Raw genomic sequence first — 19880 nt, forward strand, 5'->3', positions numbered from 1 at the left:
CGGGAGCGCAATTGTCAACCGAGGAATTCCGGAAAGAGCAGCAATTCGTCACCGATCTCTATCGGCGCCTCGACGACCTGCGCGACCAGGCCGAACAGGCGGTCGAAGGGGCACTGCGCGACGTCGGAACCGGTTTTCAGGCGCGCCTGGAGCGCGACGTCCTGGTGGCCGAGCAGTCCGGTCTGCTCTCCGCCCTGAATGCCGGTGAGAACGGCCTGTGTTTCGGGCGTCTGGAGTTCTCCGACGGCCGCGACCACCACATCGGCCGCATCGGCATCCGCGCCGACGACGCGGAGCGCACGCCCCTGGTCCTGGACTGGCGGGCCGAGGTCGCCCGCCCCTTCTACCTCGCCACCGGGCACACCCCGATGGGGCTCCGCCGCCGCCGGCACATCAGCAGCCGTGGCCGGGTGGTCACCGCACTGCACGACGAGATCCTCGACCTGACCGACGCGGAGCGCACCGGCCACGAGGGCGCCGACGCGGACGCCGTGCTGCTGGCCGCGCTCGACGCCGCACGGACCGGCCGCATGCACGACATCGTGCGGACCATCCAGGCCGAGCAGGACCGGGTCATCCGCTCCACCCACCGCGGGGTGCTGGTCGTCGAGGGCGGCCCCGGCACCGGCAAGACCGCGGTCGCGCTGCACCGCGCCGCCTACCTGCTGTACGCCCACCGCGAGCTGCTCGCCAAACGCGGGGTGCTCATCGTCGGACCGGGTCCGGCCTTCCTGGGCTACATCGGCGGGGTGCTCCCCGCGCTCGGTGAGACGGGCGTGCTGCTGTCCACCCCGGGCGAGCTGTTCCCCGGGGTCCACGCCACCGGGACCGACCGCCCCGGGGCCGCCGCCGTCAAGGGCCGCGCCACGATGGCGCAGGTCCTCGCCCGGGTCGTGGCCGACCGCCAGTGCCTGCCGGAACACGTGCCCGCGGCCACCGGCGAGGAGTACGACACCGTCCCCGAACCCGCGCTGGAGATCGACCACGACGACTACGGGACCCTGCTCCTGGACCGCACGATGGCCCACGAGGCGCGCGACCGCGCCCGGGCCACCGGGCTGCCGCACAACCAGGCGCGTCCGGCGTTCGCCTTCCGGATCATCGACGCGCTCACCGCTCAGCTCGCCGACCGGCTGGGCGCCGATCCGTACGGCGGGCCGAACCTGCTCGGCCCCGACGACGTCGCCCAGCTCGGCAAGGAGATCGCGACGAGCCGCGCCGTGCACGCCGCGATCGACTCGCTGTGGCCCTCGCTGACCCCGCAGCAGCTGATCGCCGACTTCCTGGCGGAGCCCACGCACCTGACCGCGGACGAGGCCCGGCTCGTCCGGCGGGCGCCGTCGGCGCGTCCCGACTGGACCCCGGCCGACGTACCGCTCCTGGACGAGGCGGCCGAGCTGCTCGGGGAGGACGACAGCGCGCTGCGCGCCGCCGAGGAGCGGCAGCGGCAGCTACGCATCGCGTACGCGCAGGGCGTGCTGGACGTCTCCGCGGGTTCGCAGTCGTACGAGTTCGAGGACCAGGAGAACGAGTACCTCGCGGCGCACGACATCATCGACGCCGAGCGGATGGCGGAGCGCCACGAGGAGGCCGACCACCGCAGCACCGCCGAGCGCGCCGCGGCCGACCGCACCTGGGCCTTCGGGCACGTCATCGTGGACGAGGCGCAGGAGCTGTCGGAGATGGCGTGGCGGCTGCTGATGCGGCGCTGTCCGACCCGCTCGATGACGCTGGTCGGCGATCCGGCGCAGACCGGCGACGAGGCGGGCTGCGGGTCCTGGGAGCGGATCCTCTCGCCCTACGTCGGCGGGCGCTGGGAGCTGGTCCGGCTCGGGGTCAACTACCGCACTCCGGCCGAGATCATGGAGGTGGCGGCGGCCGTGCTGCGCGAGCGCGATCCCGGTTTCGAACCGCCGCGGTCGGTACGTGCCACCGGAGTGCGGCCGTGGGCGCGGGCGGCCGACGACCTCGCCGGGGCGGTCGCGGAGGCGGTGCGGCGGGAGCGGCCCGCCGAGGGGCGGCTCGCGGTGATCGCGCGGCGGGATCTGCACGGGGCACTGGCCGGCGCGCTGCCGGGGGTGCGACAGGGGGCGGAGCCCGATCTGACCCGGGAGGTCGTCCTGCTGGATCCGCGGCAGGCCAAGGGGCTGGAGTTCGACACGGTGATCGTGGTGGAGCCGGCCGATCTCGAGCCGAGCGACCTGTACGTGGCGCTGACCCGGGCCACCCAGGCCCTGGGCGTGGTCCACTCCCCCGGCCGGGCCCCCGGGGGGCGGGCGCCGGCCTGGGGCGGGCTGCTCAGGCGCTGATGACGAACGGCGCCTTCGGGTGGCTGCCCAGCGGGGTGGCCAGTTCGGTGAGGGCCCGCTCCAGGCCCTGGAGGTGGGCGAGCGCGGGGCCGGTGGGGGTGGCGGGGGACGGCGCGGCGGCGTCCCCCGCTGCGGGGCCTTCGAGTTCCCGTTCGCCGGCGGTCAGCGCCTGCACGGCCGCCTCGACGCGCCAGCAGGCCGCGGCGAGGCGGGCGTCGTGGCCGGCGTCCGGGTCGGCGGCGACGGCCACCAGGCCGCGCACCTCGCGGGCGCAGTCGTCCAGCAGGGCGATGACCTGGCCGGCGCGGGCCTTGCGGGCCCGGAACGGGCTGAGCGGGTGGACCAGCGGGGCGAGCGCCATCCGGACCCGGGCCAGCAGGGTCTCCAGCTCGGCGGCGTGCGGGGCGGGATCCGCCGTCGGGGAGCCGGCGAGGCGCGCGGTGGCCTGGGCGGTGGCGGCGTGCACGCAGTGCAGGGCGCGCTGGATCCACGCGTCGTTCGTGGCGTGGGTGGTGACCGGCAGGACGAGTACGACGGCCAGCGCGGCGCACGCGGCTCCGACTGCCGTCTCCTCCAGGCGGAGCACGAGCAGGCCGGGGTCCAGCACGCCGAGAAGGCCGTAGAGCAGCCCCGCCATCAGGGTGACCGCGAGGATCATCCAGCTGTAGGAGACGGCGGCCGTGTAGAAGATCCCGAAGACGCAGGCGGCGACGAGGATGGCGGTGGGTACGGGCGCGCCGTCCAGCGGGATGGCGATCAGTACGCCGGCGGCCACGCCGACGACGGTGCCCAGGACCCGGCGGAAGCCGCGGACGAGCGTTTCGCCGCGGGAGGCGGTGTTGACGAAGATCCACCAGGCGGTGCCGACGGCCCAGTACCAGCGGTCCTCGGAGAGCACCTGGCCGACGGAGAGGGCTGCGGCGCACGCTGCCGTGGCCTGGAAGGCCTGCCGGGTCGTGTGCCGGGCGAGGCCGCGGCCGGGCAGCGGCGCGGGGGCGGCGGGCGGCGGGGTGCGCCGCTCGATGGGCCACAGCAGGAAGCGCACGGCCGCGGCGGCGCCGAGGGCCAGGCCGACGGCGGCGTAGAGCTCGGGGAGCTGGGCGGGGAGGGCGTGCAGGAATTGCGTGACGAAGAAGTTCATGAACGCGAAGATCCCGAGCGCGTGCCCGCGCGGGCCCCAGCGCCGGGCGTAGACCCCGCAGAAGACGACCAGGACGAAGGCGGCGTCCCGGAGCGGGGTCACGCCGTGCAGGGCGGTGGCGAGGGCCAGTACCGGGAACCCGGCGGCGGGCAGCAGGGCGGTGGTGACGGCCTGGCGGCGCACGGTGGCATCGGTGACGGTGAAGAGCGCGAGCAGGGCCGCGAGTCCGCCGGTGATGGAGGCGGTCAGGGAGAGACCGCACACTTCGGCGAGGGCGACGGCGGCGCCGACGCCGATCACGGCGCGTGCCGCGGTCCTGAGCCTCATACGCCCCGGATCCGGAGCTACGAACATACTCTTCACAGCGGTGTGCCGCCCCCCTGCAGTGGTGCGCGCCGGCCCGGAGCGGCCCCGGGGTGGTGGGCTGCGGACGGGCACGGCGAAGGCGCCGCGCTCCGGAACCGGCCTCGTTGCCGTCCGGCGCTGCGCGGCGCCGTAAGTACATGGATACGACACAGATAAGCACCTGGGGGCCCACTGGCTCAACTCGTGCGCGCCGGGGAGGGCCATTGGCATGGTTGCCGGGAGGTTCGGTCGGCCATGGATCTGCCAACGGACCAGTTGCAGCCGTGGCCTCCTTCCCGGCCGCGCACGGCTCTCGTGCGTGCGACCACGCGCTGTTATCGTGCAGCGACCCGGAAGACGTACGGAAGGGGACCGGCGTTGACGCGTACAGCGGAGTCCGGGGAGGCCGAGGCGTTCAGCCGGGCCGCCGTGGCGGTCTTCCGGCTGAACGGGCGGTTCACCGCGGCCGTCGACCGGCTGGCGCTGTCGTTCGGGCTCAGCGCGGCACGCTGGCAGGTCCTGAGCACGGTGGCGGGCGAATCCCTGTCGGTCTCCGAGGTGGCCCGGCGCGTGGGGACCACCCGGCAGAGCGTGCAGCGCATAGCGGACCTGCTGGTGTCCCAGGGACTCGCGGTCTACCTGGACAACCCGGCGCACCGGCGGGCGAAACTGCTCGCCGCGACCGAACGGGGCATCGCGGCCAAGCGGGAGGTCGACTCCTGTCTGGCCGAACTGGCCCGGCACCTGTGCGCGAGCCTGGGCGGCGAGGAGGAAGTGGACCGGACGGCCGAGATCATTCGGGGGCTGTCGAGCGCGCTGTCCTCGGTCGGCACCGGCGACTCTCCGTGAGGGCCCCGCTCGGCCCTACCGCTATACGGACAAGGTGGCCGGAAACAGCCGCCGTTTTTCCCAAAGGTTGACTGCACCGAGGAATCGTCTTTGCGGTACCGTTCGCGCCTGACGCGGGGTTTCAAAGGCGGGGGACCTGTTGAATCGGTTTGTCTTCAGACTGCTGGGGCCACTGCTCGTCCAGGCCGAGGACGGCCCCTTGCGCATCAACGGCCGGCGCCAGGCGACGGTCCTCGCGATGCTGGTGCTCTACGCCGACCGCGTCGTCTCCGTGGACACCCTGGTGGACGCCGTCTGGCCGGATTCGCCTCCTGCGACGGCACGGAACCAGATCGCGATCTGTGTGGCCACCCTGCGCAAGACCTTCAAGCAGGCCGGGGTGACCGATCTGCTGATCACCTCTCCCCCGGGCTACCTGCTGGCCAAGGGTGAGCACCGCGTCGACGTCCAGGAGTTCGCGGAGCGGGCCGACCAGGGCCGCGACGCCGCCCGGCACGGCCGCACCGAGGAAGCCTGCACGCTGTTCGAGGAGGCGCTGAGCATCTGGAGGGGGGCGGCGCTCGAGGAGACGCCCGGTTCCCGTCTGGAGGCCGAGGCGACGCGGCTGGAGCAGATGAGGCTCACGCTCATCGAGGAGCGCGCGGGGCTGATGCTCCAGCTGGGCCGTCACCGCGCACTCATCGGCGAGCTCACCGAACTGGTGGCGCGGCACCCGCTGCGTGAGCAGTGCCGCGAGCACCTCATGCTGGCCCTGTACCGGTCGGGCCAGCGGGCCGAGGCCCTCGACGTGTTCCTGCACGGCCGCCGGTTACTGACCGAGCAGCTCGGGATCGAACCCGGTCCGGGGCTGAGGCAGTTGCACGACCTGATCCTGCGGGACTCGCCGGAGCTGACCCGGCCCCCGGCCGTGGTCGCCCCCGCGCCGGCCGCCGTGCACACGATCCCGGCACAACTCCCCGCCGGCGTCATGGCGTTCACCGGGCGGCAGCGCGAGATGGCCTCGCTTGACCGGCTGCTGAAGGAACCGTACAACCCCCACACCCCCGCCCTGGCGACGATCGTGGGCGTGGGCGGGGTGGGCAAGACGGCGTTGGCGGTGCACTGGGCGAGCCAGGTCGCCGACCAGTTCCCCGACGGCCAGCTCTTCGCCGACCTGCGGGGCTACGACGAGGAGCAGGCGCCGGTTTCCCCCGCCGCCGTGCTCGACCGCTTCCTGCGCGCCCTCGGGATCGCCGCGCCCCAGGTGCCGGCCGACCCCGACGAGCGGGCCTCGCTGCTGCGGAGTCTGCTCAGCACCCGCAAGACGCTGATCGTCCTGGACAACGTACGCTCCTTCCACCAGCTCAGACCCCTGCTGCCCGGCGCCGGACGCAGCGTGGTGCTGGCCACCAGCCGGGAGAACCTGAGCGACCTGACGGGCGACTACACGGCGCTCAGCATCCGGCTGCGGATGCTGGAGCCGACCGAGGCGACGGCCCTGCTGATCAAACTGGCCGGGGCGGACCGGTTCGGCAGCGACCCGGTGGCCGTGGAGCAGTTGGGCGCGCTGTGCGACTGCCTGCCGCTGGCGCTGCGGATCGCCGGGGCGCGGCTGGCGGCCAAGCCCAACCTGAGCGTGCGCAGCCTCGTGGAGCGGCTGCGCGACCACCGCTCCCGGCTCGACGTGCTGAGCCCGGGCGAGGGCGGGGTGCGGGCGGGCTTCCGGCTCACCTACCGGGACCTGCCGCCGGAGGCGGCCCGGATGTACCGGCGCCTCGGGCTGCTGCGCACGGCGGATTTCGCCGCCTGGGCGGGGGCGGCCGTACTGGACACCAGCGTGTGGCACGCGGAGGAGCTGATCGACCACCTGGTCGACGCCCAGCTGCTGGAGGTGGCGGAGGCGGCGCCGGGCCGGGCGGCCCGCTACCGGTTCCAGGACCTGCTGCGCCTGTTCGCCAGGGAGCGCGCGGAGTCGGACGAGCCGGAGGGGGAGACGGACGCGGCGCTGGAGCGGGCCTTCGGCGCCTGGCTGTGGCTGGCCGAGGAGGCGCACCGGCGGATCGACGGACGGAAGTTCCCGGTGGGCCGGCCGGCGGCGCCCGCCCCCCGCTTCCTTGGCGAGCTCGCCGACGAACTGCTGGACTCGCCGATGGACTGGTTCGAGTCGGAGCGCACCGCCGTGACCGACGTGGTGGCCCAGGCGGCGGAGACGGGCCGGGCCGATTACGCCTGGATGCTGACCGAGAGCGCGGTGCCGCACTTCGAGACGAAGAACTACCTGGAGGACTGGCAGCGCAGCGCCGAGCAGGCGCTCGCCTCGGCCCGGCGGGCCGGGGACGAGCCGGGCGAGGCGACGATGCTGCGGCTGCTGGGGTCGCTGGCGATCTACCAGCGGCGCTACGAGCAGGCAGAGGGCTGGAACATGGCCGCCTTGCGGCTGCTGCGCACCACGGGAGACCTGGGCGGGGCGGCGCTCGCGCAGCGGAACCTGGCGATGTGCGCGCGGTTCCAGGGCGACTGGGAGCGGGCGCTGCAGTACTGCGAGGCGGCGCTCGGCGGTTTCCACGACTCCGGTGACATCGGGAACGAGGCCCATCTGCTGGGGTTCCAGGCGCAGATCGAACTGGACCGGGGAAACGTGGGCGGCGCGCTGCCGCTCGCGGAGCAGGCGGTGGCGCTCAGCCGCCGTACCGGATCGGTACGGGCCGAGGCGCAGAGCGTGTACCGGCTGGCCGAGGTGCGGCTGCGCGCGGGGGATCTCGGGGAGGCGGCCGAGGCCTTCGGCGCCGTGCTGCGGCTGACCCGCGGCGAGGGCGACCGGGTCGGCGAGGCGCACGCGCTGCGGGGCCTCGGCCAGACGCAGTGGAGCCAGGGCCTGCTGCAGGCGGCGGGGGACACGCTGCAGCAGGCCCTGGAGATCACTGATGAGCTGGCGGACCGGTTCCTGTACGCCCGGGTGGAGACGGACCTCGGGTGCGTGGACGCGCTCGGGGGCCGCTGTGCGGAGGCGGCGGAGAGGTTCCGGCGGGCCTGTGCCGGCTTCGGCGAGGTCGGCGCGCAGCCCTGGCGGGCGCAGGCGGGCCGGCTGCTGACGGCCGTGGATGCGGGGGGAGAGCCGGGCGGTGGGGAGACCGGAGGGCTGCCGCATCGTTCCTTCACTCCGGAGGAACTGACGGCCCTGCTGGCGCATCCGGCGGACTGACGCCCGTCCGGTACGGATCGGGCCGCGGCGGCGCAATGCGCGGAAGTGCGGTGCGGATTCGCGGTGGTGCAGTGGTGCGGATTCTCGGTTCGTGCGGGGTGCGGTACGCCTGTGGCGCCGCCGGGGCGGTCAGCCCCAGGGCATGTCGCCGTTCGTGCCGGCGGAGCCGGGGTACGAGGGGTGCAGCGGCTTGACGACTCCCCAGGGCATGTCGTCCGCCTGGACGCTGGTGCCCGCCTGCGCCGTACCGGCCGAGGCGACCCCGTTGCCCACGAACATCCCCGCAAGAACGACCAGGCAAGCGGCCGTCGTCTTCGCCGTCCGGGTGCTGCGCATCTCGGATTCCCCTCTCGGTGGATCATCTCTGCACCGCTCGCTGCGGCACGAATGGAACAGTAGGGACGGCTCCTTTCTCTTCCGTGTTCCATCGATTTCGTGACCCGAGCCCCCCGCGAAATCGACACGATATCGAGGGGACAACGCACTCCTCTAGCTTCGTTCGAAGATTCTTCTCGGGAATCACGGATGGGGCGGTACATGGAATTCCGAGTGCTCGGGCCAGTAGAGGTACGGCGGGACGGCCACCGGGTCGCGTTCTCCGGGGCGAAGCTGCACACCGTGCTCGCGGCGCTCCTCCTGGCCCGCGAAGAGGTCGTGTCGGACGAGCGGCTGTGCCGGCTGCTGTGGGGCTGGGCGCCCCCGGCCACCGTCAGCGCACAGCTCTACACCTATATTTCGCGCCTGCGCAAGATTCTCGGCGACGAAGTAATGATCGATCGCAGACCGCCGGGATATGCCATGAGCATCGGTAATGCGACCGTCGATCTGAACGAATTCGAGAAGCTGGCGCTGGGCGGCCGCGAAGCATTGATCAAGGAGGACTTCGAGCGGGCCGGTGAGCTGCTGCGCGGCGCCCTGGCCCGGTGGAACGGGCAGCCCTTCGCGAACGCCACGGAATACCTCGCCGACGCCGAGGCCCCGCGGCTGACGGAGGCGCGGGCCGTGACCTTGGAGCACCGCATCGCCGCGGACCTCGCCCTCGGCCGGCACGAGCAGATCACCGGTGAACTCACCGGGCTCGTCGCGGAGTTCCCGTTGCGCGAGCGCATCCGGTGCCAGCTGATGACCGCCCTGTGCCGGTCCGGGCGGCAGGCGGACGCCATCCATCTCTACCACCACGGCCGGGCGGTGCTCGCGGACGAGCTCGGGGTCAATCCCGGCGAGGAGCTCCAGGCCACCTACCGGGCACTGCTCGACGGCACCCTCGACCGGTGGCCGGGAGCCGCCCCCGCCGTCCGCGCCGGCGCCCGGCCGCGACCCTCCGGCCCGCCGGCCGCGGCTCCCGCCATGCTGCCCCCGGACACCGTCGACTTCACGGGCCGGGGTCCCGAACTGGAGTTGGTGTGCCGCGCCCTGGCCCCGGACGGACAGGGTGCCGGACGGCCCCGCCGGGTGCTGGTCACCGGCATGGCGGGGCTGGGCAAGACCGCCCTGGCCGTGCACGCGGCCCACCGCTGCCAGCGGCACTTCCCCGACGGACAGCTGTACGCCGACCTGCGCGCCGCGGACGGCACCCCGCGCCACCCGGCCCGGGTGCTGCGCCGTCTGCTGCGGGCACTGGGCCCGACGGACGACGTACCGGCCGCCGACGACCAGGACCAGCTGGTGCGCCTCTACCGGGAGCGGACCCGGGGGAGGCAGCTGCTCATCGTGCTCGACAACGCCTCGGGAGCCGCCCAGCTGGGGCCGCTGCTGCCCAACTCCCCGGAGCCCGCGGTCCTGGTGACGGGGCGTACGGCCCTGCCCACCGTGGCCGGCGCGCACACGGTGGCCCTCGCACCCCTGGAGGCGCGGGATTCGCTGGAGCTGCTCGCCGCGGCGGCAGGCCCCGCGCGGGTGGCGGCCGCGCCCGGCGCCGCGTCCGCGATCGTCGAGCACTGCGCCGGCCTGCCGTTGGCGCTGCGGATCGTCGGCACCCGGATCGCCGCCCGGCCGCACTGCACCCCGGACCGGCTCGCCCGCAGGCTGGCGGATCCCGTCACCCGGCTGCGGGAGCTGCACTCGGGCGACCTGGACGTGCACACCTCCCTGCTGCCGTCCTGGCGTGCACTGGAGCCCGAAGTGCGGGCGGTGTTCCCGGCACTGGCCGCACTGGGGGCACAGCCGTTCCCGGCCGCGGAGGCCGCCACGGAACTGGCCCTGCCGGAGGCCGAGGCCGAGAGGCTGCTGGAGGCGCTCGCCGACGCGGCCCTGCTGGAGGTCAGCGGCGCCGACGAGTGGGGCCAGCCCTGCTACCTGTTCCACCCGCTCGTACGCCTCTTCGCGCTCTCCCTGCAGGAGCGGCGGGCTCCGATGCCCGGCGGGCCGGCCGGCCGCGCGGAGCATAACCGGCGGCTAACTCACCGCCCCTAGCCTCGCCCTGCCCCGCAGCAGGGCGTCCCGGCCCGGATCCACCCGTGCACGCAACAGCCAACGGCCCGTAACACCGAATGGAGTTGGACCATGACCGAGCTCCTGCCCGCCCGCGCGGACAGTGCCGCGTCCTTCCCGATGACCGAGACGCAGCAGGCACTGATGATCGGGCGAGGCGAAGCCGTCGAGATGGGCGGCATCGGCTGCTACGGATACTTCGAGTGGGAGCGTGCCGGCCTCGACCCGGAGCGCTTCGCCGCCGCCTGGCGCAAGGTGGTCGCCCGCCACGACATGCTCCGCGCGATCGGCAGCACCGACGGCACCCAGTGGGTGCCGTCCGACCCGCTGCCGTTCGACATACCGGTCGTGGACCTGCGCCACCTGTCCGCCGACGCCGCCCGTGAACACCTCGCCGCGCTGCGCGAGGAGATGAGCCACGTGGTCTTCCCGGTGGGCAGCTGGCCGCTGTTCGACCTGCGGATCTTCCGGCTGGGCGGTCCGCAGGACCTCGGCCGGGTCCATCTGGGGATCGACCTGCAGGTGCTGGACGCCTCGAGCGCCTTCCAGGTGCTCTTCCCCGAGCTGGTCGACCTGTACGAGAACCCGGAGGCGGAGCTCCCGGTGCCCGGTATCGGCTTCGCCGAGTACGCCCGCTGGCGCGCCGAGGCCCTGCCGCACACCGAGGCCTTCCGCGCCGCCCGCGACTACTGGGTGCAGCGCGTGCCCACCCTGCCTCCGGCCCCGTCGCTGCCCACGGGCGGCGCGGGCGGGGACGCCGGCGAGGTCCGCTTCGACCGGCGCGAGCACCGGCTCTCCCCCGCCGACTGGCAGAAGTTCACGCAGCGGGCGCACGGAGCGGGCCTGACCCCGTCGGTGCTGCTCACCGCGGCCTTCGCCGAAGTGGTCCGGGCCTGGGCGGAGGAGTCCGACTTCACGATCAACTACCCGATCTTCCAGCGCCCGGCGGTGCACCCGGACATCACCGGCGTGCTGGGCGACTTCACCAATGCGGTGATGCTCGCCGCAGACGGCTCGGGCGCGACCTTCCTCGACCGTGCGCACGCCCTGCGCGACCAGCTCGCCCGCGACGCGGAGCACGGCTCCTTCAACGGCGTGCGCGTGCTGCGGGAGCTGACGCGCCTGCACGGTGTGGGCGCGCAGGCCGGGATGCCCGTGGTCGTCACCAGCCTGCTCGACTATCCGGTGCGCCGGCCCGTCACGGACCTGGGCCGGGAGGTGTACTCGATCTCGCAGACCCCGCAGGTGACGCTCGACGTGCAGCTGCGCGAGCTGGCCGGTGAGCTCCGCGTCATCTGGGACTTCGTCGACGGGGCGTTCGCGCCGGGCTTCGTCGACGCCGCCTTCGGTGCGTACGTGGACCTCCTGGCGCGGCTCACCGACGACCCGGACAGCCTGCACACCGCCCGCTTCGACCTCGTCCCGCCGGCCGAGCGGGAGCTGCGCCGGCAGGTCAACGACACCGCCGGGCAGATCCCGTACACCACCCTGCACGAGCTGTTCGCCCGGCAGGCCGAGCTCACGCCCGACGCCGAGGCCGTGGTGGACGCCTCCGGGCGGCGGCTCAGCTACGCCGAACTGGCCTCGTACGCCTGGCGGATCGGTCACACGCTGCGCGAGCACGGGTCGGCCCCGGGCGAGCTGGTCGCCGTCGTGATGGAGAAGGGCTGGGAGCAGTACGCCGCGGTGTACGGCATCCTCGCCTCCGGTGCGGCCTACCTGCCGCTGGACGCGTCCGTGCCGCCGGAGCGGCTTCGGCGGCTGCTCGCCGAGGCCAAGGTCGACCGGATCCTCACACAGTCCTCGCTGGAGTCCCGGATCAGCTGGCCGCCCACGGCCCGCCGCTACCGGGTGGACAAGGACTTCGAGACCGGCCCCGCCACCCGGCCCGACACCGCGCAGACACCCGCGGACCTCGCGTACACGATCTTCACCTCGGGCTCCACCGGCGAGCCGAAGGGCGTGATGGTCGACCACATCGGTGTGGTCAACCTGATCCGCGACGTCGCGGCACGCTTCGAGGTCGGTGCGGCGGACCGCCTGCTGGCCATCTCGGGGCTGCACTTCGATGCCTCGGTCTACGACGTCTTCGGCGTGCTCACGCAGGGCGGGACCGTGGTGGTACCGCCGCCGTTCGAGCACGCCGAGCCGGACGTCTGGGCCGATCTGGTGCAGGCGGAGCGGGTCACGCTGTGGAACTCCGTGCCCGTGCTGATGGAGCTGCTCGTCGGCGAGGCCGAGGTGCGCGAGCGCCGCCGAGGCGGCCGGCCGCTGGAGTCGCTGCGGCTGTCGGTGCTGTCCGGAGACTGGATCCCGCTGACCCTGCCGGACCGGTTGCGGGCGCAGAGCCCGAAGATCCAGGTGGTGGGCTCGGGCGGTCCCACCGAGACGATCTGCTGGTCGCTGTTCCAGCCGATCGGCGAGGTCGACCCCTCCTGGACCAGCATCCCCTACGGCAAGCCGATCACCAACCAGCGCTACTACATCGTCGACGGCGCGGCGTACGAGCGCCCGCTCGGGGTCGTCGGCGAGATGGCCGTGGCCAGCGACGTCGGCCTCGCGCTCGGCTACTGGAACGACCCCGAGCGCACCGAGAGCCGCTTCGTGCGCCTCCCCGAGACCGGTGAACGCGCCTATCTGACCGGCGACCTGGGCCGCTACCTGCCGGACGGCAGCATCGAGATCCTGGGCCGGGACGACTTCCAGGTGAAGATCCAGGGGCACCGGATCGAGCTGGGCGAGATCGAAGCCGCGCTGCGCCAGGACGACGAGGTCGAGGCGGCCGTGGTGGTCGCCCCCGCCAGCGCCCACGGTGTGCGGCGGCTGCACGCCTTCGTGGTGGCCGCTGCCGGCTCCGACGCCGGCGCGGCCGACCGGATTCTGGGGCGGCTCGCCGCGCAGCTCCCCGGCTACATGGTGCCGAGCGCCCTGACCGTGCTGGACGAGCTGCCGCTGACCCGCAACGGCAAGGTCGACCGGCTGCTGCTGGCCTCGTCCGCCGGGAGCCGCCAGGTGGCCGAGGACGAGGCGGCGCGGGCCGGCGGGGACAGGACGGGCAGCGCGCTGGAGCTGGTGCTGTGCGCGGCGGTCGCCGACATCCTCGGCCTCGAGGGGGTGGCTCCCGGCGACAACTTCTTCACCCTGGGCGGCGATTCGCTCAGCGGGACGCGGCTCGCGGGGCTGCTGGGGGAACTGCTCGGGGTGCCGGTGCCGGTCAAGACCGTGTTCCAGAACCCGGTGGTCCGCGACCTCGCCGAGAAGATCGCCGCGGACGAGCAGCACGGCGCGGAGGCGGTGGCGGCAGCCGAGGCCTTCGGCGAGCTGGAGGCCGACGAGACGGACACCGCCGATGCGGCCGGCTGAGGACACGAGCCGGTTCAGCACGGCCATCACGGACGAATCCGAGAGGGGACAGTCATGAGTCTCACCCTGCCCGCGCCCGTCACCGATCCGCTGGACGAGGACGGGCTCCGGGGCGGCGCACCACAGCCGCCCGCGCCCGACCTGGTCGATTTCGCCGCGCACGCCAACACCCGTCTGAGAGAACGCGATTCCGTCCTGTACGACCTGCTGGCCCGGGAGTCGGCGCGCCAGCGCGACACCTTGATGATGGTCGCGGCGTCCAGCGTCGCGGACCCCTCCGTGCTGGCCTGCGAGGGCAGCGCGCTCGGGAACCTGACGGCCGAGGGATTCCCCGGCAACCGCTACCACGCGGGCTGCGGGGTCGCCGACGAGATCGAACGCCTCGCGATCGAGCGGGCGTGCGCTGCCTTCGGGGCGCAGGACGCGATCGTGCAGCCGCACTCGGGGTCGTCCGCGAACCTCGCCGTGATCACCGCGCTGCTCAGCCCGGGCGACAGCCTCCTGGGGCTCGACCTGGACTGCGGCGGCCACCTCACGCACGGCTCCCCCGCCTCGGTGACCGGCCGGTACTACCGCGCCCACGGCTACCGGGTGACGCCGGAGGGGCTGCTCGACTACGACCAGATCCGCGAACTCGCCCTGGAGCACCGGCCCAAGCTCATCGTGTGCGGGGCCAGCGCATACCCCCGCAGCATCGACTTCGCCCGGTTCCGGGAGATCGCGGACGAGGCCAACGCCTATCTCCTGGCCGACATCTCGCACATCGCGGGACTGGTCGCGGCCGGCCTGCACCAGAGCCCCGTCGACCACGCCCACGTGACCACCACCAGCACCTACAAACAGCTCTACGGTCCGCGCGGCGGGCTGATCCTGCTGGGCCGCGAGGCCCGCAGGGCCGGCCCGGAACGCGGCACCCTGGCAGCGACCCTGCGCCGCGCCGTGTTCCCCTTCACCCAGGGCACCCCCGACCTGGCGTCGGTGGCGGCCAAGGCGCGCGCGCTGGACTTCGTGGCGAGCCCGGACTTCGCGGAGGTCGCCAAGCGGCTGGCCGACGGCGCGCAGGCGATCGCCGAACGGCTCCTGGACCGGGGCTTCCGGCTGGTCACGGGCGGTACGGACACCCACATGGTGCTGCTCGACCTGCGCGGCACCGGCGTCACCGGGGACGTGGCAGAGGAGGCCCTGGAGTCCTGCGGCATCGTCGTCAACCGCAACCGGGTCCCCGGCGACACCACACCCGTCCGGGTGACGGGGGGCCTGCGGCTGGGCACGAACACGCTGGCCGCGCGCGGAATGGACCGGACGGTGGCCGCCGAGTGCGCCGACCTGGTCGCGGATGTCCTGACGGCGCTGGCCGCACCCGGCGGCGTCCTGCCGGACGCGCTGCGCTCCCGGGTCCGCACCCGGGTCTCCGAGCTGTGCGCAGCCCACCCCCTGCCGGGGTACCTGCCGTGACCTTCAGCGGCTTCCCGCCCTCGGCACTGCGCCTGTACGAGGACCTCGCGGCCGACAACAGCAAGGAGGCGTGGCGGCTGCGCCACCGCGAGCGGTACGAGCGTGACGTACGTGCGCCGATGGACGAGCTGGCCGCTGAACTGGGCACGTTCTTCGAGGAATGGGCCGGGCCGGGCGGAGTGCAGGTGCTCGGCCCGGTCCGGGACACCCGGATGTCCCACGACAAGTCCCCGTACAAGACCTACCAGGGCGCCTACCTGGACCTGCTGCCGTGCCTGGGCCTGTGGGTGCACCTGGACCGGGACGGGCTGTACGCCTCCGGCCGCTGGTACCCGTACGCCGGGGCCGAGGTCGCCCGCTACCGTGCCGCCGTCGAGGAGGAGGACGGCGGCACGGAACTGGCGCAGATCACGGGCCGGCTGGCGGAGCAGGGCTTCGTCCTCGGCGGGGACCGGCTCAAGTCCCGCCCGCGGGGGGTGCCCGCGGACCACCCGCGGCTGGACCTGCTGCGCCATCGCAAGATCGACGCGGGGCGCCGCTACGGTCCGGCCGCCGGCCTGCACACGCCGCGCGCCGGGGACCTCGTACGGGAGACCTGGCTGCTGGTACGGCCGCTGCTGGACTGGATGGCGGCGCGCGACCTCACCCCGAAGCCCCGCGAACGAGGAGTTGACGACCCGTCATGACCATGGACGCTTCAGGCATCGCCGATCTGCGCAGCGACACGGTGACCCGGCCGGGTCCCGGGATGCGGGCCGCGATGGCCGGCGCGGAGGTCGGCGACGACCTCTTCGGGGAGGATCCGACCGTCCGCGCCCTGGAGGAGCGCCTCGCCGGGCTCTTCGGCTTCCCGGCGGCCCTGTTCACACCGTCGGGGGTGATGGCCAACCAGATCGCGCTGCAGCTCCTCGTCGCCCCCGGCGAGGAGCTGGTGTGCGACGCCGAGGCGCACGTCCTGGCCCACGAGGAGGCCTCCCCGGCCCGCTACGGCGGGATCCAGACGCGCACGGTGGCGGCCGAGCGCGGGGTGGTCACCGCGGCGCTGCTGGCCGGCGCGGTCCGGCGCGGGAACGCGTACACGCTGGGCACGCGGGCGGTGGAGGTGGAGCAGACCCACACCCGGGCCGGCGGCACGGTCCATCCGCTGGAAACGCTGCGGGAGGTGCGCGGGCTGATGTCGGGCGCGGGCGTGGCGGTCCACATGGACGGCGCCCGGATCTGGAACGCGATGGCCGCGACCGGAACGTCGGCTGCGCAGTACGGGGAGACGGCCGATTCGCTGGCCGTGTGCCTGTCGAAGGGGCTGGGCGCGCCGGTCGGTTCGGTGCTCCTGCTCCGGTCCGAACACCTGCCCAGGGCGAAGAAGTTGCGGCACGGCCTGGGCGGCGGCATGCGGCAGTCGGGCATCCTGGCGGCTGCGGGGCTGTACGCCCTGGAACACCACGTCGAGCGGATCGCCGAGGACCACGAACACGCCCGGCTGCTGGCGGCGGGGCTGCGGGACGCGGGGTTCGCCGTGCGCCCGCCCGAGACCAACATCGTCCTCGTCGCGGTGCCGGGCGCCGACGAGGTCGTCGCACGGGCCGCGCAGGAAGGAGTACTGGTGACCGCGCCGGACCCGGACACCGTCCGGCTTGTCACCCATCTGGACGCAGGACACAAGGCGTGTCGGCGCGCCCTCGAGGTGCTGACCGCCGTCATGACCGATGTCGTCGCCGGGGCGCGGAAGACCGCGTCCGCGGGACGCTCGTAAGAAGCGGAAGAGAGCGAAGTAGCAGCATGAGTTTAGAAGTCCGGCCCGCCACGGCGGACCTGTGGGACGACGTCCGCCAGGTGCTCCAGCCGAAGAAGAGCGCGCACACGTGCTGGTGCATGGCGTGGCGGCTGACCACCGGCGACTACGGGCGGATGACCGCGGAGGAGCGGGGCGAGCACCTGCGCACCCTCACGGAGAAGGCGGACCCGCCGCCCGGGATCCTCGGGTTCCTGGACGGCGAGGTGGCCGGCTGGTGCAACGTCGCGCCGCGCCGCACGCTCGACCGGCTCACCTCCTCGAAGACGATCACGCCGGTGGACGACCTGCCCGTGTGGTCGGTGACCTGCTTCGTCGTGCGCAAGGAGTTCCGCGGCAGGGGGGTCGCCTCGGGTCTGCTGGAGGGGGCCGTCGAGCACGCGCGGGCCAACGGCGCGCCCGCCGTCGAGGGGTATCCGGTGGACCCGGAGGGCGGTCGGGTGAACCCGACCCTCGCCTATGTCGGGACGATGGACATGTTCGAGCGGGCCGGCTTCCGCCGGATCCGGCGCACCGAGGCGAAGAGCGACAAACGGCATCGCTGGATCATGCGCCGCGATCTGGTCTGACGGCCCGTACGGCGACCGGTGGTACCGGGGAAGGGGCTCTCGCAGTGCGGGGGCCCCTTCCCCGTGCCCGGTCAGGGGGTGTGCGCCGCGGTGTCCCACAGGTGGGCGGGGCGCCCGCACCGCAGGGCCTCCCATGCCGCGCGCCGGTAGCAGCCGGCCACCAGGCCGTCCCGTACGAGACCGGACGCGCCGTGCAGGTGCACCGCGTCCCGTGTCACGTCGAGGGTGGTCTCCGCCGTGAGGGCGATCAGCCCGGCGGCCTCCCCCGGCGTGAGCCGGCCCTCGTCGAGGTCGCGGGCCGCGTCGCCGACGGCCCAGCGCACGGCATCGAGCCGGGCCAGGAGCCCGGCCACCCGCAGCCGGGGTCCCTGGTGCTTGACCAGGGCCTGGCCGAACTGCTGCCGTCCGCGGATCCGGGAGACGACCGCGGTCAGAGCCGCCGCGGTGATGCCGGCCAGCAGGGACGCCTGGTGGACGGCGGCGCGCAAACCGACCCGGGCGAGGGCCTGTTCGGCGGCGAGCCCGCGCAGCAGGACCGCCCCGGCCGGGATCCGTGCCTCGTCGAACACGGCGCCCGCGACCGCTCCGCCGCCGTGGTCGCGCAGCGGGCGTACGGCCACCCCCTCCGCGGGCAGGTCGACGAGGGCGACGCAGGGACCGTCGGGGCCGCTCGCCAGGACCAGCAGGGTGTCCGGCCCGACGGCGGCGGCGAACGGGCCGCCGGTGCCGGTGAGGACGACGCCCGCGCCGTCGCCGTCCGGTTTCCAGGCGATGCCGGGCGGTACGGCGCCGCGCGGGTCGGGCAGCCGGCCCGGGACGGCGACCTGGAGCTCCCCGGCGCGCACCCGGTCCAGCAGGTCGTCGGTGCCCTCGGGGGCGAGGGGGCCGAGGGCGGAGAGCACGTCGAGTGCGAGGAGGGTGTCGGCGAGCGGGACGGGCTGCATCGCGTTGCCGGCCTCCTCGCAGACCATGGCGAGCACGGCCTGGCCGAGGTCCAGGCCCTCCTTCTCGATGGGGAGGGCGAACTCCCATGCCCCGACCTGGGTCAGCGCCTCCCAGGCGCCCGCGGGGGTGTCCCCGTCGACCTCCAGGCCCTGCCGCACGGTGAGCCTGAGCTGCCGGAAGAGCGAGTCCTCGTCCTCCCGCTCCCGCCACCGCTCGGGCGCCTCGCCGGCTGGCCCTCCCGTACCGCTCCCGTTGACCGCCTGGGTCGTCACGGCCGTACCTCCGCCCCTGAGTCGAGACGCAGCCGGGCCAGCGTCTCCAGCATCATTTCGGCGGTGCCGCCGGATATCCGCATCCCCGGGGCTTCACGCATCGCCGAATCGAGTGGGTGTGCCACCCCGTCGACCTCCGGGTCGTCGAGGGTCATGCTCGTGTCGCCGTCGAGTTCGGCGGCCCACCAGGCCACCTCCGCGGCGAGTTCGGTGGTGTACCACTTCGCGGCGGCGGCCTCGTCCTCGTTGAGCTCGCCCCGGTCGAGGCGGGTGAGGACGCGGCGGACCAGCGTCCCTGCCGCGAGCAGCCGGGCGTTGAGCTTGGCCAGGCCTATCTGGTCGTGCTGGCCGGCCTCCAGCCGGTCGGTGTGGGCCTCCAGCCGTTCGACGGCGGCCCGGTACCAGCGCAGCGCCTTGACGTAGTAGTCGAGTCCGGTGCGTTCGAAGGCCAGTGTCTTGACGACGATCGCCCAGCCCTGGCCGATGGCGCCGACGACGTCGTCGGCGGTGACGGACACGCCGTCGAGGGCGACCTCGTGGAAGGCGTCGTCGCCGATGCCGGGGATCTGCCGGATCGTGACGCCGGGCTGGGCGAGGGGGACGAGGAAGAGGCTGAAGGCGTCGTCCTCACCGCGGGCCAGGCACAGGCCGTAGTCGGCGAAGCGGGCGAAGAGGGAGTGGACCTTGGTGCCGTAGAGCTTGTAGCCGCCCTTGCCGTCGGAGACGGCGCGGGTGGAGAGGATGTTGAGGTCGGAGCCGGCCTGCGGTTCGCTGAAGAGCACGCACCCGAAGGATGTGCCGGCGGCGAAGCCGGGCAGGTGGCGCGCCTTCATCTGCGGGCTCGCTACGTTGAGCAGGGTGGAGCCGACGATCTGGACGGTGAGCGTGTGCAGCAGGTCGGGGACGTCGTGCATGGCGAGTTCCTCGACCAGCACGGCGGCCGCGACCTGGCTGATGCCCCGGCCCCCGTACTCCTCGGGCCACTGGGGTGCGAGCAGGCCCCTCTCCCCCAGGGCCCGGTGGATGGGGCGGGGGTCCCGGGTGCGCCGGGCCTCGGCGACGGGGGCGGACACCAGGATGTCGTGGATGTCCTCGCGCAGGGCCCGCATGGGGGTGCGGGGCACGTCGGCCCCGCTCCGTACGAGCCCGCAGTCCGCGGGCGCGCGATAGAACTCGGTGGTGAGCACGGGCAACTCCCTAGGCGGGTCTGGGTGGGTCCGGTGGGGGAT

General features: G+C 73.8%; 13 protein-coding genes. 9 read left to right on the plus strand and 4 right to left on the minus strand.

Going from position 1 to position 19880, the window contains the following annotated elements; translation table 11 throughout:
- Nucleotides 1-11: 11 nt before the first annotated feature.
- Nucleotides 12-2309: a HelD family protein gene (locus ACZ6JS_RS09285; RefSeq protein WP_469297016.1), complete on the plus strand. Its 2298-nt coding sequence runs from the start codon at nucleotides 12-14 to the stop codon at nucleotides 2307-2309.
- Here the strand turns inward: ACZ6JS_RS09285 and ACZ6JS_RS09290 are convergent.
- Nucleotides 2299-3804, minus strand: a complete 1506-nt coding sequence (locus ACZ6JS_RS09290) for an FUSC family protein (protein ID WP_469297017.1) — start codon at nucleotides 3802-3804, stop codon at nucleotides 2299-2301. The genes ACZ6JS_RS09285 and ACZ6JS_RS09290 overlap by 11 nt on opposite strands.
- A 369-nt stretch (nucleotides 3805-4173) precedes the next feature.
- On the opposite strand from ACZ6JS_RS09290, the gene ACZ6JS_RS09295 reads away from it, so the two are divergent.
- Nucleotides 4174-4644 (plus strand): MarR family winged helix-turn-helix transcriptional regulator, encoded by a 471-nt coding sequence (locus ACZ6JS_RS09295; RefSeq protein WP_469297018.1) that lies wholly within the window; start codon nucleotides 4174-4176, stop codon nucleotides 4642-4644.
- Between the two features lie 139 nt (nucleotides 4645-4783).
- A complete protein-coding gene (locus ACZ6JS_RS09300) occupies nucleotides 4784-7825 on the plus strand; it encodes an AfsR/SARP family transcriptional regulator (RefSeq protein WP_469297019.1) in 3042 nt (1013 codons plus the stop codon).
- A 129-nt stretch (nucleotides 7826-7954) separates the two neighbouring features.
- On the opposite strand, the gene ACZ6JS_RS09305 is transcribed toward ACZ6JS_RS09300, so the two are convergent.
- Entirely contained in the window at nucleotides 7955-8161 is a 207-nt protein-coding gene (locus ACZ6JS_RS09305; protein WP_136231323.1) for a hypothetical protein, read from the minus strand.
- A 213-nt stretch (nucleotides 8162-8374) separates the two neighbouring features.
- Between ACZ6JS_RS09305 and ACZ6JS_RS09310 the strand changes: the two genes are divergently transcribed.
- The 6 genes from ACZ6JS_RS09310 to ACZ6JS_RS09335 all read left to right on the plus strand — a co-directional run bounded on the left by ACZ6JS_RS09310 (nucleotide 8375) and on the right by ACZ6JS_RS09335 (nucleotide 17434).
- Nucleotides 8375-10237 carry an AfsR/SARP family transcriptional regulator gene (locus ACZ6JS_RS09310; protein ID WP_469297020.1) on the plus strand — a complete coding sequence of 621 codons (1863 nt, stop codon included), beginning with the start codon at nucleotides 8375-8377 and terminating at the stop codon, nucleotides 10235-10237.
- Between the two features lie 90 nt (nucleotides 10238-10327).
- The gene (locus ACZ6JS_RS09315) at nucleotides 10328-13618 is read left to right on the plus strand and encodes a non-ribosomal peptide synthetase (RefSeq protein WP_469297021.1); all 3291 of its coding nucleotides are present in this window, start codon (nucleotides 10328-10330) and stop codon (nucleotides 13616-13618) included.
- A 54-nt stretch (nucleotides 13619-13672) separates the two neighbouring features.
- A complete protein-coding gene (locus ACZ6JS_RS09320) occupies nucleotides 13673-15073 on the plus strand; it encodes a serine hydroxymethyltransferase (protein WP_469297022.1) in 1401 nt (466 codons plus the stop codon).
- A complete protein-coding gene (locus ACZ6JS_RS09325; RefSeq protein ID WP_469297023.1) occupies nucleotides 15070-15759 on the plus strand; it encodes a DUF2461 domain-containing protein in 690 nt (229 codons plus the stop codon). The genes ACZ6JS_RS09320 and ACZ6JS_RS09325 overlap by 4 nt, the downstream gene beginning before the upstream one ends.
- Entirely contained in the window at nucleotides 15756-16826 is a 1071-nt protein-coding gene (locus ACZ6JS_RS09330) for a threonine aldolase family protein (RefSeq protein WP_469297024.1), read from the plus strand. Before ACZ6JS_RS09325 ends, ACZ6JS_RS09330 begins: the two co-directional genes overlap by 4 nt.
- Before the next feature lie 26 nt (nucleotides 16827-16852).
- Nucleotides 16853-17434: a GNAT family N-acetyltransferase gene (locus ACZ6JS_RS09335; protein ID WP_469297025.1), complete on the plus strand. Its 582-nt coding sequence runs from the start codon at nucleotides 16853-16855 to the stop codon at nucleotides 17432-17434.
- A gap of 71 nt (nucleotides 17435-17505) precedes the next feature.
- Here ACZ6JS_RS09335 and ACZ6JS_RS09340 read toward each other — a convergent pair whose 3' ends face one another.
- Nucleotides 17506-18651, minus strand: a complete 1146-nt coding sequence (locus ACZ6JS_RS09340; RefSeq protein WP_469297026.1) for an acyl-CoA dehydrogenase family protein — start codon at nucleotides 18649-18651, stop codon at nucleotides 17506-17508.
- The gene (locus ACZ6JS_RS09345) at nucleotides 18648-19838 is read right to left on the minus strand and encodes an acyl-CoA dehydrogenase family protein (protein WP_469297027.1); all 1191 of its coding nucleotides are present in this window, start codon (nucleotides 19836-19838) and stop codon (nucleotides 18648-18650) included. The genes ACZ6JS_RS09340 and ACZ6JS_RS09345 overlap by 4 nt, the downstream gene beginning before the upstream one ends.
- Between the last annotated feature and the right edge of the window lie 42 nt (nucleotides 19839-19880).

The organism is Streptomyces sp. NPDC046349, from assembly GCF_055587885.1.

What these genes read in the sequence shown, in the direction of transcription:
- ACZ6JS_RS09290 (WP_469297017.1), bottom strand. Translation starts at nt 3,804, where the DNA reads ATGTTCGTAGCTCCGGATCCGGGGCGTATGAGGCTCAGGACCGCGGCA.
- ACZ6JS_RS09305 (WP_136231323.1), bottom strand. Translation starts at nt 8,161, where the DNA reads ATGCGCAGCACCCGGACGGCGAAGACGACGGCCGCTTGCCTGGTCGTT.
- ACZ6JS_RS09315 (WP_469297021.1), top strand. Translation starts at nt 10,328, where the DNA reads ATGACCGAGCTCCTGCCCGCCCGCGCGGACAGTGCCGCGTCCTTCCCG.
- ACZ6JS_RS09320 (WP_469297022.1), top strand. Translation starts at nt 13,673, where the DNA reads ATGAGTCTCACCCTGCCCGCGCCCGTCACCGATCCGCTGGACGAGGAC.
- ACZ6JS_RS09330 (WP_469297024.1), top strand. Translation starts at nt 15,756, where the DNA reads ATGACCATGGACGCTTCAGGCATCGCCGATCTGCGCAGCGACACGGTG.
- ACZ6JS_RS09335 (WP_469297025.1), top strand. Translation starts at nt 16,853, where the DNA reads ATGAGTTTAGAAGTCCGGCCCGCCACGGCGGACCTGTGGGACGACGTC.